Raw genomic sequence first — 14,367 nt, forward strand, 5'->3', positions numbered from 1 at the left:
GTCAGCCCCGGCGGCCGAGGACCTTCCAGGCGGCGGGCAGCGCGCCCATGGCCAGCGCCGCCTTGAGGGCGTCACCGATCAGGAAGGGGACGAGTCCGGCGGCGACGGCGGCGCTCAGCGACATCCCGGTGGACAGCGCCAGGTAGGGCACGCCGATGGCGTAGATGATCGCGGAGCCGAGGACCATCGTGCCCGCGGTGCGCAGCACGGAGCGGTCGCCGCCGCGCCGGGCGAGGGCGCCGACGACGGTGGCGGCCAGGAGCATGCCGAAGACGTAGCCCAGGGACGGTATCGACCAGCCGGAGGAGGCCTCGGCGAACCACGGCACACCGGCCATGCCGACGAGCGCGTACAGCGCGAGGGAGAGGAAGCCGCGACGGGCGCCCAGCGCGGTGCCGATGAGGAGCGCGGCGAAGGTCTGGCCGGTGACCGGGACCGGGGAGCCGGGGACCGGGAGGGCGATCTGGGCCGCGATGCCGGTCAGGGCGGCGCCGCCCAGGACGAGGGCCGCGTCCACGGCGTAGCGGTGCCGGGCTGCGGGCAGCAGGTCGGCGAGGACCGCTCCGGAGCGGACGGGGGCGGCAGCAGTGCTCATCGGGACTCCGCGGGTGAGGGCAGGTGGGCCGGGACGGCCCCCGCCGGGCAGGGTGGGGTCGGGCTCCAGCCGACGTTAGCCCACGGGTTAACGCTCGATCACCATCAGCCGCCCACAAAGCGGCGGTTGATGGCTTGGTGGGATTCGCACAAAGTCCGTGCCGCAACCACTCTCGCGCGTGACACGCGTCACGGAGGTGGGGGCGGTGCCGGCGCATTTTGGCGGGGAGGGCGGCGATCGGCGAGACTGTAGCTTCCCCATAAACGATCCAGGTCGCTCCGGTCGCTCCCCGAACGACCCGCTACGACGACCCGACCCGCTGCTCCGAGAGTGACCCCTCCCCCATGCACGAGGCTCCTCCCCCCACCCCGGCTCCCGCTCCCCCGCCCTCCGCCGTTCCGGCCGAGCCGCTGTCGCACGGGCTCAAGCAGCGCCATCTGACGATGCTGGGACTCGGCGGGGTGATCGGGGCGGGGCTGTTCGTGGGCTCTGGCGCCGGGATCGCGGTGGCGGGGCCCGCCATCGTCGTCTCGTATCTGATCGCGGGGGCGCTCGCGATGCTGGTGATGCGGATGCTGGGCGAGATGTCAGCCGCGATGCCCGCCTCCGGTTCGTTCTCCGTGCACGCCGAGCGGGCGCTCGGGCGGTGGGCCGGGTTCAGCGTCGGCTGGCTGTACTGGTTCCTGCTGGTGGTGGTCCTCGCCGTGGAGGCGACGGCGGCCGCGCAGATCGCCCACGGCTGGGTGCCGGGCGTCGAACCGTGGGCGTGGGTGCTGCTGTTCATGGTGGTCTTCACCGCGGCGAACCTGACGGCGGTGAAGAACTTCGGCGAGTTCGAGTTCTGGTTCGCCTCCTTGAAGGTCGGCGCGATCGTGGTCTTCCTGGTGCTCGGGGTGCTGGCCGTCCTCGGATGGCTCCCGGACACCGATCCGGTCGGGATGGCCAACCTGACCGGCCAGGGCGGCTTCCTGCCGAACGGGTGGGGCGGGGTCGTCTCCGGGGTGCTGACCGTGGTCTTCGCCTTCGGCGGCCTTGAGGTCGTCACCATCGCCGCCGCCGAGACGGACGACCCGGCGCGCGCGGTGGGGCGTGCGGTGCGCAGCGCGGTGGTGCGCATCCTCTTCTTCTACGTCGGCTCGATGCTGGTGATCGTGACCGTGCTGCCGTGGACCGCGCAGCAGGCGGGGCTGAGCCCGTACGTGAAGGTGCTGGACGCGATCGGGGTGCCGTCGGCCGGGCAGATCATGAACATCGTGGTGTTCGTGGCGCTGCTCTCCGCGCTCAACGCCAATCTGTACGGCTCCTCCCGCATGATCTTCTCGCTGGCGGAGCGCGGGGAGGCCCCGCGCGGACTGCTGAAGGTCTCGGGCGGCGGCTCCCGGGTCACGGCGGGCGGCGACACGGCGGGCGCGGCAGACGGCGACACGGCAGACGGCGACACGGCGGACGGTGACGCGGCGGACGGTGACGCGGCGGAAACGGCGGGCGGGGCGGGCGGGGTGCCCCGGCGGGCGGTGCTGGCCTCGGTGGCCTTCGGCTTCGTCTCCGTCCTGCTCAACCTGCTGTGGCCGGACACCGTGTTCCTCTACATGCTCAACTCGGTCGGCGCGGTACTGCTGTTCGTATGGGCGCTGATCGCCGCCTCCCAGCTGCGGCTGCGCGCCAGGCTGGAGCAGGAGGCTCCCGAGGCGCTGTCGCTGCGGATGTGGTGGTTCCCGTATCTGACCTGGGTGACGCTGGCCGGGCTGTTCGGGGTGCTGGTGCTGATGCTGACCGACGCGGCGGCACGCCCGCAGGTGCTGTGGTCGGCCGGAGCGACGGCACTGGTGCTGCTGGTGGCGGTGGGACGGCAGTGGCGGGAGCGGCGGGAGCAGCGCAGCGGCCCGGCCGTTACCGACCGGTAGGCGAATGTGCACCTTGTGTGAGCCTGGTGACCGTATAGCGGACACCTGTTCCGTGTGAGCGGTACGGATGTTCAGACTGTGGGTTCATCCCCCTTGTCTCAGCTATCGAACAGAGCCTGTCCATGCCTCGGACCTCCGCGTCGCCCCCCACCGCTGACTCCGCGGCCCCCGCCGGCCCATCGGCGGACTCCGCGCTCACCCACGGCCTCAAACAGCGCCACCTGTCGATGATCGCCCTCGGCGGGGTGATCGGCGCCGGGCTCTTCGTCGGCTCGGGCGCCGGGATCGCCGCGGCGGGGCCCTCGATCATCGTCGCGTACGCCATCTCCGGGCTGCTCGTCATGATGGTGATGCGCATGCTCGGCGAGATGTCGGCCGCCAATCCGGCGTCCGGTTCCTTCTCCGTGCACGCCGAGCGGGCGATCGGGCCGTGGGCCGGGTTCACCGCCGGCTGGTCCTTCTGGTTCCTGCTCTGCGTCGCCGTGGGCCTGGAGGGCATCGGGGCCGCGCAGATCGTCAGCGGCTGGCTGCCCGGGACGCCGGAGTGGGCGTGGGTCGCCCTGTTCATGGTGATCTTCCTCGGGACGAACCTGGCCGCCGTGAAGAACTTCGGCGAGTTCGAGTTCTGGTTCGCCGCGCTCAAGGTCATCGCGATCACGCTGTTCCTGGTGCTCGGCCTGCTGGCGATCCTCGGCGTGCTGCCCGACACGGACGCTCCCGGCCTCTCCAACCTCACCGGGGACGGCGGTTTCCTCCCCCAGGGCATGGACGGGTTCATCATCGGACTCCTCGCCTCCGTCTTCGCGTACGGCGGTCTGGAGACCGTCACCATCGCGGCGGCCGAGTCGGAGAACCCCGTGCGGGGCGTCGCGAAGGCGGTCCGTACGGCGATGTGGCGCATCGCGGTGTTCTACATCGGCTCGATGGCGGTCATCGTCACGCTGGTCCCCTGGGACGACCCGAAGGTCGCCGAGGTCGGCCCGTTCTACGCGATGCTCGACCACCTCGGCATCGGGTCGGCCGCGCAGATCATGAACGTGGTCATCCTCATCGCCCTGCTCTCCGCGATGAACGCCAACATCTACGGCGCGTCCCGCATGGCCCGTTCGCTGGTCGCCCGGGGGCAGGGCCCGGCCGTGCTCGGGAGGATCACCTCCGGGGTGCCGCGCAACGCCGTGCTGTTCTCCTCGGTCTTCGGGTTCGCGTGCGTGCTGCTCAGTTACTGGCGTCCGGACGACGTCTTCCCGTGGCTGCTGAACATGATCGGCGCGGTGATCCTGGTGGTGTGGATCTTCATCGCGGCCTCCCAGCTGATCCTGCGCGGCCGTACCGAGCGGGAGGCGCCCGAGAAGCTGGTCGTGCGGATGTGGTTCTTCCCCGTCGGCACGATCGTCGCCCTGGTGGCCATGGCGGGCATCTTCCTGCTGATGCTGCGCCAGCCGGACACCCGGGACCAGCTGCTGGCCACGGGTGCGCTGACCGTGGTGCTGATCGGCATCGGCCTCGTACGTCAGCGGCGGCGGGGCGACGCCGACGGGAGCGGTGTCAGCGGGAGCGGTGTCAGCGGCGGGAACGACGACAGCGGGAGCGGTGTCAGCGGCGGGAACGGTGACGGCTCGGCCGAGATCCCGGCGCAGCGGAAGTAGCACCGGCTCCCGCACGGCTCGCGGCATCGGTTCCCGCGCGGCTCGTTGCACCGGTTCCCGCACGGCGCGCTGCACCGGTTCCCGCACGGCCTCTACGAACGCCGGACTCCTCCTCGTACGATCGGGGCGGAGCCCGGCGTTTCGGCGTCCGGCGTTCCGGTGTGTGGTTCCGGCGCTGCGTGCACCCGTGACCAACAGGACATCGCAGGGCCGGGCACCGTACGCCGGGCCGTCATCCGCCCTCGCTTCCGTGGTGGCTCCACCCACCCGAGGAGCCGTCATGTCCGTTGCGCCCAGGCGTCGTTCGATCCTCCTGGCGACCGCCGCCGTCACCGCCGCGGCCACCGCCCCGGCCGTCGCCGCCCCGGCGGGCCGGCACCCCCACCGCCCGTCGGGCCCCCTGGTCATCGGGCATCGCGGCGCGGCGGGCTGGCGGCCCGAGCACACCGCCGACGCGTACACCTATGCCGTACGGGCCGGGGCCGACTGGATCGAGCCGGACCTCGTGCCGACGAAGGACCATGTTCTGGTCGTGCGGCACGAGAACGAGATCGGCGGGACGACGGACGTCGCCGACCGGCCCGGGTTCGCGGACCGCCGCACCACGAAGACCGTCGACGGCAAGGCGGTGACCGGCTGGTTCACCGAGGACTTCACGCTGCGCGAGCTGAGGACGCTGCGCACGGTGGAACGGCTTCCGCTGGTCCGGGACCGCAACACGGTCTTCGACGGGCGCGGCTCGGTGATGACCTTCCAGGAAGTGGTCGACCTGGCCCGGCGGCTGTCCCGGGAGTCGGGCCGGCGGATCGCGGTGTTCCCCGAGACGAAGCACCCGACGTACTTCCGCTCGATCGGGCTGCCGCTGGAGGAGGAGCTGATCCGGGTGATCCGCCGGAACCGGCTGACCGGCCGGGACTGCGTCGTCCAGTCCTTCGAGCCCGCGAGCCTGCGCCGGGTGGCCGCGGCCCGCCTCGGGCTCCCGCTGTGGCAGGCGCTGGGCACGAGCGGCGGCCCGTACGGGCACGGGGTTTCCTACCGGGACATGATGACCCCGGCCGGGCTGCGCGAGATCGCCTCGTACGCGGAGTGGATCGGCCCGGACAAGTCCTCGCTCGTTCCGCCGAGCACGCTGCTGGCGGACGCCCACGCGGCGGGCCTGAAGGTCGGCGCGTACACCTTCCGGGCGGAGAACCAGTACCTCCCGGCCGCGTACCGCCGGGGCAGTGCGCCCACCGCCTTCGGCGACGCGTTCGCCGAGTACGCCTTCCACTACGGGCAGGGCGTGGACGCGGTGGTGACGGACTTCCCGGACCTCGCGGCGCAGGCGAGGGACGACCTGCGGGGGTGACTCCCGCCGTGCGGGGGCGGGTTGCCCGGCGGTCCGCGTGTGGGCCGCCGGACCCCTGGGAGAACCCCGACGCGTGGGTGAGCGGCCTGCGCCGCGCCTTCCGCGGCCGAGGCCCTGGACCACCTGGTCCAGGGCCTCGGCCTCTCCTCAGCGCGTGGTGCGCCTGCTCGCCGTGGTCTTCTTGGCCGCCTTCTTGGCGGTCTTCTTCGCCGGGGCGGGCAGCGCCGTCTTCTTGGCGGGGGTGCGCTTGGCGGAGGCCCGCTTCGGGGACGCGGCCTCGGCCGCCGCTTCCTCGGTGTCGGCGCCGGCGTTCGACAGCGTGCCGGAGCTGGACTCCAGGTGGGCCCGGACGAACCACTGGAACTGCTCCAGGCCGCGCAGGTGCTCGATGAGCAGGTCCTCGGTGACGGGGTCGATCTCGCCGGCCTTCTCGACCGCCTCACGGTGGTCCTCGATGACCCCCGTGTAGACGAGGTCCAGGGCACCGAGGTGGGCGATGGCGTCGGCGCGGCCGACGCTGTAATCGTCCCAGGTGCGCTCCCTGACCAGGGCGCCCGGCGTGCCGTTCGGCTCGCCTCCGAGGGCGGAGATGCGCTCGGCGGCGGCGTCGGCCATGTCCCGTACGGCGGCGGTCTGCGGGTCGAGCATCTCGTGGACGGCGATGAAGTGCGGCCCGACGACGTTCCAGTGGATGTGCTTGAGCGTGAGCGCGAGGTCGTTGAGCGCGTGCAGGCGCGTCGTCAGGAGGTCGATGACCTGTCGGCCCTCGTCGACGCCGAGGCCGGGAACGGTGTAGCGGGGGGTGCGTGCGGGGGGCATGGGACTCCTCTGTGGGGGTGAACAGCGGTGATGGTCGAGGGTGGTGGTTATGGGGGGGGAGGTCGCCTAGCCGACGTCCCCTGTGCCGCCTTCGACCGGGGCGGCGCCGGGGCGCTCCCCGCCGGGCCGGACGGGTCCGGCCGCCGCGCGGATGCTCTCCCGTGCGGCGTCGGCGACGGCGCGGGGCGTGATGCCGAACTCCTCGTACAGACGCTCGTAGGCGGCGGACGCGCCGAAGTGCTCCAGGCTCACCATGCGGCCCGCGTCCCCCACCACGTCACGCCAGCCCTGGGCGACGGCCGCCTCGACGCTGACCCGGGCCCGGACCTCGGGCGGCAGGACCGCGTCCTGGTAGGCGTACGGCTGCTCGGCGAACCACTCGCGGCAGGGCAGGGAGACCACCCGCGCGTCGTGCCCTTCGGCGGCCAGCAACTCCCGTGCCTTCAGAGCGATGTGGACCTCCGACCCGGTCGCGACGAGGATGACGTCGGGCGTCCCGCCCCGGCTGTCGGCGAGTACGTAGCCGCCCCGGGCGGCCCCCTCGGCGGGGGCGTGGGCGCCGTCCCCCCGCTCCAGGACGGGCAGCGGCTGCCGGGTCAGGGCGAGGCCGGCGGGCCGGTCGTGGTGCTCCAGGACGGTGCGCCAGCACACGGCCGTCTCGTTCGCGTCGGCGGGCCGTACGACGTCGAGGCCGGGGATCGCGCGGAGGGCGGCGAGCTGCTCGACGGGCTGGTGGGTGGGGCCGTCCTCGCCCAGGCCGATGGAGTCATGGGTCCAGACGTAGGTGACCGGGAGCTTCATCAGGGCGGCGAGCCGGACGGCCGGGCGCATGTAGTCGCTGAAGATCAGGAACGTACCGCCGTAGGGGCGGGTGAGGCTCTGGAGCGCGACGCCGTTGAGGATCGCGCCCATGGCGTGCTCGCGGATGCCGAAGTGGAGCGTACGGCCGTAGGGGTCGCCGGGGAACTCGCCGGTCTGCTTGGACTCCGGGACGAAGGACGGCTCGCCCTCCATGGTGGTGTTGTTGCTCCCCGCGAGGTCGGCCGAACCGCCCCACAGCTCGGGCAGCACGGGCGCCAGCGCGGTGAGCACGTCGCCGGACGCCTTGCGGGTGGCGATGCCCTTGGGGTCGGCGTCGAAGACGGGGAGCCTGTCGGCCCAGCCCTCGGGGAGCTTCCGCTCCCGCAGCCGGTCGAGGAGTGCGGCGCGCTCGGGGTGGGCGGAGCGCCACTCCTGATAGCCGGGCTCCCAGGCGCGATGGGCCTCGGCGCCGCGCTCGACGACCGCGCGGGCGTGCTTCAGCACGTCGTCCTCGACGGCGAAGTCGGCGTCCGGGTCGAAGCCGAGCAGCTTCTTGGTGGCGGCGACCTCGTCGTCGCCGAGCGCGGAGCCGTGCGCCTTGCCGGTGTTCTGCTTGGTGGGCGCGGGCCAGCCGATGATCGTGCGCAGCAGGATCAGGGAGGGCCGGCCACGCTCGCTCTTGGCGGCTTCGACGGCGGCGAGCAGGGCGTCGACGTCCTCGACGTAGTCGCCGGTCCGGGTGAAGTCGACCGTGTGGACGTCCCAGCCGTAGGCGGCGTAGCGGGCGGTGACGTCCTCGCTGAAGGAGATGTCGGTGTCGTCCTCGATGGAGATGTGGTTGGAGTCGTAGAAGACGATCAGGTTCCCCAGCTCCTGGTGTCCCGCCAGGGAGCTGGCCTCGGACGTCACGCCCTCCATCAGGTCGCCGTCGGAGGCGACGACGTACACGTGGTGGTCGAAGGGGCTCGTGCCGGCCGGCGCGTCGGGGTCGAGGAGACCGCGCTCCCGGCGGGCCGCCATGGCCATGCCGACGGCGGAGGCCAGCCCCTGCCCCAGCGGCCCGGTGGTGATCTCGACGCCCCTGGTGTGCCGGTACTCCGGGTGGCCGGGGGTGGTGGAGCCCCAGGTGCGCAGCGCCTTCAGGTCCGCGAGCTCCATGCCGTAGCCGCTCAGGTACAGCTGGATGTAGAGGGTGAGGCTGGAGTGCCCGCAGGACAGCACGAAGCGGTCCCGGCCGAGCCACTGGTCGTCGGCCGGGTCGTGCCGCATCACCTGCTGGAACAGCAGGTACGCCAGCGGGGCCAGGCTCATCGCGGTGCCCGGGTGACCGTGGCCCGCCTTCTGCACGGCGTCGGCGGCCAGCACGCGCACGGTGTCGACGGCGCGGACGTCGAGCGGCCCCCAGCCCGCCGCCTCCGCGAGGGGCGGGGCCAGGCGCGGATCGCGACCGTCGTTCGGGCCGTTCGGCGTTTCGGCGGGTGCCATCAAGTCCTCCTGATCAGCGGGGCGGGCGGGCAGCGGGCGGCGCGACCGTGGTCCCGGCCCCGGGCCGCCCGGCTGCCTGGCCGGGTCCCCCGGAACGACGGGACCAAACGCGCGACGGCGTACGCAGCACGGAACAAGGAGCAAATCACCTTTGTCGCGCAAAGGGGAGGAATGGAAGGGAGAGGAAAGGGTGGTGCCGTTGGTCCTAGGCCCTGTCGTCACACTGCCGTCGTCGCCCGCAGGGCGGCCGCGCGGCCGCCGGTGCGGGCGATCACAAGGCGCCGGAATGGTCTTGCAGCGGAGCTACCAGGGCATTTCGGCAACGCCGCGAGCGTGCGTGCCGGGCGTCGCGCGGCAGACGGCAGTGTGACGACAGGACCTAGGCCGAAGGGCTGATCATTTCGGAGCACTCCTGCTGTTAGCCTGCTGTTGCACATAGGTTGCAATAACAACTGGACGGCATTCCCAGCAGTCGGAGGGCTCGCATCATGGCCACGTACACGCTCCCGGAACTCCCGTACGACTACGCGGCGCTCGAACCGGTCATCAATCCGCAGATCATCGAGCTGCACCACGACAAGCACCACGCCGCGTACGTCAAGGGTGCGAACGACACCCTGGAGCAGCTGGAAGAGGCCCGCGACAAAGAGGCCTGGGGCGCGATCAACGGCCTCCAGAAGAACCTCGCGTTTCATCTCTCCGGCCACATCCTGCACTCGATCTACTGGCACAACATGACCGGCGACGGTGGCGGCGAACCCCTCGCGGCGGACGGCGTGGGCGACCTCGCCGATGCGATCACCGAGTCCTTCGGCTCCTTCGCGGGCTTCAAGTCCCAGCTGACGAAGGCCGCGGCCACCACCCAGGGTTCCGGCTGGGGCGTGCTCGCGTACGAGCCCGTGAGCGGCAAGCTGATCGTCGAGCAGGTCTACGACCACCAGGGCAACGTCGGCCAGGGCTCGGTCCCGGTCCTCGTGTTCGACGCCTGGGAGCACGCCTTCTACCTGCAGTACAAGAACCAGAAGGTGGACTTCATCGAGGCGATGTGGCGCGTCGTCAACTGGCAGGACGTGGCGAAGCGTTACGCCGCCGCCAAGGAGCGCGCGGACGTGCTGCTGCTCGCCCCCTGACCGGGCGCCGGCCCGCCGCCCCGCCACCACAGACGTCCTGCCTCGTGATCGTCTTCTCCACCTTCACCCGGCAGGCGGATGAACGGAGAGCCCCCGCGAGGACGTGACTCGCGGGGGCTCTCCCATGACCACCGTCAGCCCCTTGACCCATTAACCCCTTACCTCATTAGCTCATTAGCTCATGTGCTAAATATATGTTCATGGATTCACCTGCCGAAGCCGAAGAGGAGGCGAGCGCCTTCCGCGCGCTCGCCGATCCCACCCGCCGCCAGATCCTGGAGGACCTGCGGGGCGGTGAGCTGGCCGCCGGGGAGATCGCGAGCCGGTTCCCGATCAGCGCCCCGTCCATCTCGCGCCACCTGGGCGTACTCAAGGGGGCCGGGCTCGTCACGGAGCGCCGGGACGCCAACCGCATCCTCTACTCCCTCGCCGAGGAACGGCTCGCCCTGTGCGTGGGGCGCTTCCTCAGCGCCGTGTGTCCCGAGCAGATCGTGCTCCGCACCACCAAGTGGCGCTCAGCTCCGGAAGGCGACGCCTCGTGATCCGGACCCGGCTCTCCAGCATCATCGAACGCCGCCTCCTGGTGAACTACCGGGTCGACCGGCACGTCGCGGCGGCCCTGCTCCCCGCGCCGCTGCGGCCCCAACTGGTGCGCGGTCAGGCGGTGGCCGGGATCTGCCTGCTGCGGCTCGGCGGCGTACGCCCCGCCTGGGCCCCCGCCGCGACCGGGCTGACCAGCGAGAACGCGGCGCACCGCATCGCCGTCGAGTGGGACGGGCCGGACGGCGTCGAGCGTGGCGTCTACATCCCGCGCCGTGACACCGCCTCCCGCCTCAACGCCTTCGCGGGCGGGCGGATCTACCCGGGCGAGCACGGCCGCGCGGACTTCACGGTCCGGGAGGACACCGGCTCCGTACGGGTGGCCCTCGCGACCCGGGACGGCGAGGTGGAGGTGGACGCGACCGTGGAGCCCGCCGAGGAGCTGCGCGGCAGCGGGCTGTTCACGGACCTGGCGGAGGCGTCGGAGTTCTTCCGCCTCGGCAGCCGGGGCCTCTCCCCCAGCGCCGGCGGGGTCCACCTGGACGTCCTTGAACTGTCCACGGACGCCTGGAAGGTGACGGCGGGCCGGCCCCTTTCCGTACGCTCCTCGTTCTTCGAGGACCCGGACCGCTTCCCGCCGGGCAGCGCGGTGCTGGACAGCGCGCTGGTGATGCGGGGCGTGGCGGCGGACTGGTCGCAGGGGGAGCCGTTCCGGCTGGGGTGCGGGGCGGGGACGCCGGCGGTGTAGGGGGTTACGGGGTCGTCGGACCACGGGCCCGGCGGCGCGCGGCGCGCACCGCGCCAGAGCCTCAGAGCGCTCGCCGGGCCAGGGCCCCAGGGCCGCACCGGGCCGGGAACAGGACGGCGGGCGGGACAAGTTCGTCGGAGCGAACGCCGTCGACGCGCAGGCTCGCGTCAGGGCTGACGCCCGCCTCCGGCGGGTGGAGAAGGATTACACGTTCGAGCGCGACGACACGATCGGCGCGGTGGAGCTCCGCCGCCTGGCACCCGTCCGGGAAGCGACCCGCGAGAGTCCCGAAAACCGCGATGCCGTCTCCCTCGGCGATGACCTCCTGGGCATCGAACCGCCAGTGCCCGGCAGCGTCGGCGAGCAGCCGCTTGCCCTCGCGCCCGCGTGCGGCAAGGAGGCTGGAGCCGCCTCTGAGGTGGTCCGCGAGGGCGCAGCAGATCGGGGCGGCCTCGGCGTACGGGGTCGCCACCCGGGTGTACTGGTCCCGGACGGCGAACGCCAGGGCGTCGTCGAGCAGCCCCAGGGCGGTCGCCCCGGCCGCCGGGTGCCCGTGGCGGACGACGGCGAGGAGGAGAGGAGCAGCGGCGACGGCGGCGGGAAACACCGCCCCGCTGTGATCGTGCCCGAGTCCGCCGCCCGCCAGGAGCGAGCCGGCGTCGGCGGCCCGGACGAGGCCCGCCGCCGTGGCGAGGGCGCGCAGGCCGGTCGCGGCGCGGGCGGGCTCGTACAGGCCGGCGGGGCCCGGCAGGCTTCCCCAGTCCACCGCCTCGATCGCCTCCAGCAGTTCCAGCACCGCCATATCGTCCCACCTCGGCCGGCCGGGAAAATACCCGCGCCCCGCTGGGCCCGGATGCCACGATGATCTACGCCCGCCCCTACCTTCCCCCTATCCCCCTGCCCTTCCCTCTCCCCCTCTCCCTCCCCGGAAGCGACCCCATGACTTCGGCCCCCGCGCCCGTCCCTGCCGACCCCACCGTCCTGCACCCGATGCCCGGCCAGCCGCGCGTGGTGCAGCTGAAGCCCCTGGTCACCTCACCGCTGATCGAGGCCGGGGACTACTCGTACTACGACGACCCCGAGCACGCCACGGAGTTCGAGACCCGCAACGTGCTCTACCACTACGGGCCGGAGCGCCTGGTGATCGGAAAGTTCTGCGCGTTCGGCACCGGGGTGCGGTTCATCATGAACGGCTCCAACCACCGCATGGACGGGCCGTCCACGTTCCCGTTCCCGACCTTGGGCGGCTCCTGGTCCGACCACTTCGACCTGCTGACGGGCCTGCCCAACCGGGGCGACACCGTGATCGGCAACGACGTCTGGATCGGCTACGAGGCCGTGATCATGCCGGGTGTCCGCGTCGGGCACGGCGCGATCATCAGCTCGCGTTCCGTGGTGGTCTCGGACGTCCCGGACTACGGCATCGTCGGCGGCAACCCGGCCCGCCTGATCCGCACCCGGTACGAGGAGGCGGACGTCGCGCGCCTGTTGGCGGTGGCCTGGTGGGACTGGCCTGCGGACCACCTGACGCACCATATCCGTACGGTGATGTCGGGCACGGTGGCGGAGCTGGAGGCGGCGGCGCCGCGGGGCGCGTAAGGGCGGAGCGGGTGGCCTCGAGTCCCCGGCCCTCGGCAACCGGTCAGCGCGTGCAGGTGCCCGGCTCGCTACGCATCGCGGAGTGGGAGACCAACACCTGGTTGCTGGGGGCAGAGGACGAGGACCAGCAGTCGTTCGGCACCTCCGCACAAAGGCCGCCTGCCCGGCCGGAGCACCGAAAACCGCCCGGCCGGGACCAGGACGCCCACCCGGCACCATCGCCACGGCTGCCGACTACGGTCGCGTGCTGCCGATCCGGGTCTCTGTCAAGCCTGCCGGATGGCGGTCACGAGCAGTGTGTCCGCGCTGCGCGGCGCGTCGGTGGTCGAGGGCAGTCTGTCGATGCAGATTCGGGTGAACCCGGCCTCGTCCAGCACCTTCGTCCAGACCTGCTCCTGAAGTACCCAGCGGCGCATCGTGGTCGGCTCACCGCCAGGGGTCCTTGCCGGGACGTCAGCGGGCGAAACGTCCGCTGACGCAGGTGCGCCGCCGAGGTAGTGGGCGAGCGTGGAGAACACCAGCCGGCCGCCGGGACGCAGTGCGGCGGCCACGGACGGCAGAAGTTCGTGCGGGTCGGTGAAGTCGACTGCGCCGAAGACGCTGTACAGCACGTCGTACGAGTCGGGCGCCGCCTGCGCGTGCTCCACGACATCGGACCCGATGATGCGCAGGCGCGGCGCGAGGTGGCCGAACAGATCGGTGGCCATGGCGTACTGCGCGGGTGAGGCATCGACGGCATCAACTCGGGCGGGGGAATGATGGGTCGCGAGGTGGGCGGCCTGCTTGGCAGCGCCTGCGCCGAGGTCTCCGACGACCTTGTCCGTCAGGTCGCCCAGCAGCTCGGGGCCGGGGCCGCCGTCTTGACTCCAGATCCAGTGGAAGGTGTCAGGGACGGCGCGGTTGTGCTCGGCGTGGTTGCGGCCGTAGTGGTGCCAGAGGTCTGTGGTGGTGGTCACCCGCATCATCCTGGCGGGCTCCGCCCGCCGCCGTGTCAGCTCCGGCGAATCTCACCCACGCGTGAGCCGGGCCCCGGCCAGAGGAGGCGCGGGGCCCGGCTTGGCGTGCAGCCCGGTGTGAGTCAGTGCGAGTCGTTGCCGGGGTGGCACGGGCCGCAGTCGGCGGCGTCCGCCCACAGCGGCTGGTCGACCTCCCAGCCGTCAGTCGCGATCAGGTCCGCCGTCCGCAGCACGGAGCCGTCGTTCTTGAAGGCGACGTCCGGAACGTGGTGCAGGAAGTGTCCGCCGTTGAAGCGTTCGCACAGCGTGGCGTAGGCCACGGTGTCCAGGATGATCGTGTGGACACCGATGTCGACGATCTTGCTGGGGGCGAGTCCCAGCGCCTGGCCCTGGTGGTTCATCGCGGTCAGGAGGTAGGCGTAGCCCTGTCCGAGGACCCGGGCCGCCATGATCGAGTCGTAGGGGTAATCGCGCATGAGGAGTCCGACCTGCTTGTCCCACAGGTCGGCCGGCACGACGTCCCGCGCAGAGCGGATCGGGCCGGTCGTCGGGTCGATGGCCAGAGGGGTTGCGACAGCCGTTGCCATGATGCCTCCGAGGACGAGGCCCCGCGGTCGGGGGCGCTGCACCCAGGACACCGCGCCGACTCGCCCGGTGGAGGTCAACGGTCCTGTTGTGCCAGGGCTTTGCACGTTGTGCAAGCGGGCTCGACGGGCCCGTGTGACGACCGTACGGTGAGGGCCCCGGTCGTGCGGCGTGGGAGGGGACCTGTGCCTGTTGACCTTTGGAACAGCCC

At 72.0% G+C, this 14,367-nt stretch carries 13 protein-coding genes; 7 read left to right on the forward strand and 6 right to left on the reverse strand.

The window, feature by feature from the left end; all coding sequences use genetic code 11:
• Window position 1: 1 nt before the first annotated feature.
• Window positions 2–595, reverse strand: a complete 594-nt coding sequence (locus PSQ21_RS09965) for a biotin transporter BioY (protein WP_274030076.1) — start codon at window positions 593–595, stop codon at window positions 2–4.
• A gap of 344 nt (window positions 596–939) precedes the next feature.
• On the opposite strand from PSQ21_RS09965, the gene PSQ21_RS09970 reads away from it, so the two are divergent.
• The 3 genes from PSQ21_RS09970 (at window position 940) to PSQ21_RS09980 (ending at window position 5,493) form a co-directional block, all read left to right on the forward strand.
• Window positions 940–2,499: an amino acid permease gene (locus PSQ21_RS09970; RefSeq protein WP_274030077.1), complete on the forward strand. Its 1,560-nt coding sequence runs from the start codon at window positions 940–942 to the stop codon at window positions 2,497–2,499.
• A 122-nt stretch (window positions 2,500–2,621) separates the two neighbouring features.
• Window positions 2,622–4,145: an amino acid permease gene (locus tag PSQ21_RS09975; protein WP_274030079.1), complete on the forward strand. Its 1,524-nt coding sequence runs from the start codon at window positions 2,622–2,624 to the stop codon at window positions 4,143–4,145.
• Between the two features lie 280 nt (window positions 4,146–4,425).
• Window positions 4,426–5,493: a glycerophosphodiester phosphodiesterase family protein gene (locus PSQ21_RS09980; RefSeq protein ID WP_274030080.1), complete on the forward strand. Its 1,068-nt coding sequence runs from the start codon at window positions 4,426–4,428 to the stop codon at window positions 5,491–5,493.
• A 147-nt stretch (window positions 5,494–5,640) separates the two neighbouring features.
• Here the strand turns inward: PSQ21_RS09980 and PSQ21_RS09985 are convergent, their stop codons facing one another.
• Both PSQ21_RS09985 and tkt read right to left on the reverse strand, forming a co-directional pair.
• A complete protein-coding gene (locus PSQ21_RS09985; protein ID WP_274030081.1) occupies window positions 5,641–6,312 on the reverse strand; it encodes a Dps family protein in 672 nt (223 codons plus the stop codon).
• 66 nt (window positions 6,313–6,378) lie between these two features.
• Window positions 6,379–8,598, reverse strand: coding sequence for a transketolase (tkt, locus tag PSQ21_RS09990; protein ID WP_274030082.1), 2,220 nt, complete (start codon window positions 8,596–8,598; stop codon window positions 6,379–6,381).
• 488 nt (window positions 8,599–9,086) lie between these two features.
• Here tkt and PSQ21_RS09995 point away from each other — a divergent pair, with 488 nt between their 5' ends.
• From PSQ21_RS09995 to PSQ21_RS10005, 3 genes are all read left to right on the forward strand, one after another.
• Window positions 9,087–9,728: a superoxide dismutase gene (locus PSQ21_RS09995; RefSeq protein WP_274030083.1), complete on the forward strand. Its 642-nt coding sequence runs from the start codon at window positions 9,087–9,089 to the stop codon at window positions 9,726–9,728.
• A 200-nt stretch (window positions 9,729–9,928) separates the two neighbouring features.
• A complete protein-coding gene (locus tag PSQ21_RS10000; RefSeq protein WP_274030084.1) occupies window positions 9,929–10,270 on the forward strand; it encodes a metalloregulator ArsR/SmtB family transcription factor in 342 nt (113 codons plus the stop codon).
• Window positions 10,267–11,016 carry a DUF2071 domain-containing protein gene (locus tag PSQ21_RS10005; RefSeq protein WP_274030085.1) on the forward strand — a complete coding sequence of 250 codons (750 nt, stop codon included), beginning with the start codon at window positions 10,267–10,269 and terminating at the stop codon, window positions 11,014–11,016. The genes PSQ21_RS10000 and PSQ21_RS10005 overlap by 4 nt, the downstream gene beginning before the upstream one ends.
• A 61-nt stretch (window positions 11,017–11,077) precedes the next feature.
• Here the strand turns inward: PSQ21_RS10005 and PSQ21_RS10010 are convergent, their stop codons facing one another.
• Entirely contained in the window at window positions 11,078–11,818 is a 741-nt protein-coding gene (locus PSQ21_RS10010; RefSeq protein ID WP_274030086.1) for a hypothetical protein, read from the reverse strand.
• A gap of 137 nt (window positions 11,819–11,955) precedes the next feature.
• Between PSQ21_RS10010 and PSQ21_RS10015 the strand changes: the two genes are divergently transcribed.
• Window positions 11,956–12,615, forward strand: a complete 660-nt coding sequence (locus tag PSQ21_RS10015) for a CatB-related O-acetyltransferase (protein ID WP_274030087.1) — start codon at window positions 11,956–11,958, stop codon at window positions 12,613–12,615.
• A gap of 266 nt (window positions 12,616–12,881) precedes the next feature.
• Here PSQ21_RS10015 and PSQ21_RS10020 read toward each other — a convergent pair whose 3' ends face one another.
• Window positions 12,882–13,571, reverse strand: coding sequence for a class I SAM-dependent methyltransferase (locus PSQ21_RS10020; RefSeq protein ID WP_274030088.1), 690 nt, complete (start codon window positions 13,569–13,571; stop codon window positions 12,882–12,884).
• 122 nt (window positions 13,572–13,693) lie between these two features.
• Window positions 13,694–14,158: a glycine-rich domain-containing protein gene (locus tag PSQ21_RS10025; RefSeq protein ID WP_274030089.1), complete on the reverse strand. Its 465-nt coding sequence runs from the start codon at window positions 14,156–14,158 to the stop codon at window positions 13,694–13,696.
• Window positions 14,159–14,367 lie beyond the last annotated feature (209 nt).

Origin of the sequence: Streptomyces sp. MMBL 11-1 (genome assembly GCF_028622875.1) — a bacterium.
In the GTDB taxonomy this organism is placed as follows: Bacteria; Actinomycetota; Actinomycetes; order Streptomycetales; family Streptomycetaceae; genus Streptomyces.

What these genes read in the sequence shown, in the direction of transcription:
- PSQ21_RS09965 (WP_274030076.1), bottom strand. Translation starts at nt 595, where the DNA reads ATGAGCACTGCTGCCGCCCCCGTCCGCTCCGGAGCGGTCCTCGCCGAC.
- PSQ21_RS09970 (WP_274030077.1), top strand. Translation starts at nt 940, where the DNA reads ATGCACGAGGCTCCTCCCCCCACCCCGGCTCCCGCTCCCCCGCCCTCC.
- PSQ21_RS09975 (WP_274030079.1), top strand. Translation starts at nt 2,622, where the DNA reads ATGCCTCGGACCTCCGCGTCGCCCCCCACCGCTGACTCCGCGGCCCCC.
- PSQ21_RS09980 (WP_274030080.1), top strand. Translation starts at nt 4,426, where the DNA reads ATGTCCGTTGCGCCCAGGCGTCGTTCGATCCTCCTGGCGACCGCCGCC.
- PSQ21_RS09985 (WP_274030081.1), bottom strand. Translation starts at nt 6,312, where the DNA reads ATGCCCCCCGCACGCACCCCCCGCTACACCGTTCCCGGCCTCGGCGTC.
- tkt (WP_274030082.1), bottom strand. Translation starts at nt 8,598, where the DNA reads ATGGCACCCGCCGAAACGCCGAACGGCCCGAACGACGGTCGCGATCCG.
- PSQ21_RS09995 (WP_274030083.1), top strand. Translation starts at nt 9,087, where the DNA reads ATGGCCACGTACACGCTCCCGGAACTCCCGTACGACTACGCGGCGCTC.
- PSQ21_RS10000 (WP_274030084.1), top strand. Translation starts at nt 9,929, where the DNA reads ATGGATTCACCTGCCGAAGCCGAAGAGGAGGCGAGCGCCTTCCGCGCG.
- PSQ21_RS10010 (WP_274030086.1), bottom strand. Translation starts at nt 11,818, where the DNA reads ATGGCGGTGCTGGAACTGCTGGAGGCGATCGAGGCGGTGGACTGGGGA.
- PSQ21_RS10015 (WP_274030087.1), top strand. Translation starts at nt 11,956, where the DNA reads ATGACTTCGGCCCCCGCGCCCGTCCCTGCCGACCCCACCGTCCTGCAC.
- PSQ21_RS10025 (WP_274030089.1), bottom strand. Translation starts at nt 14,158, where the DNA reads ATGGCAACGGCTGTCGCAACCCCTCTGGCCATCGACCCGACGACCGGC.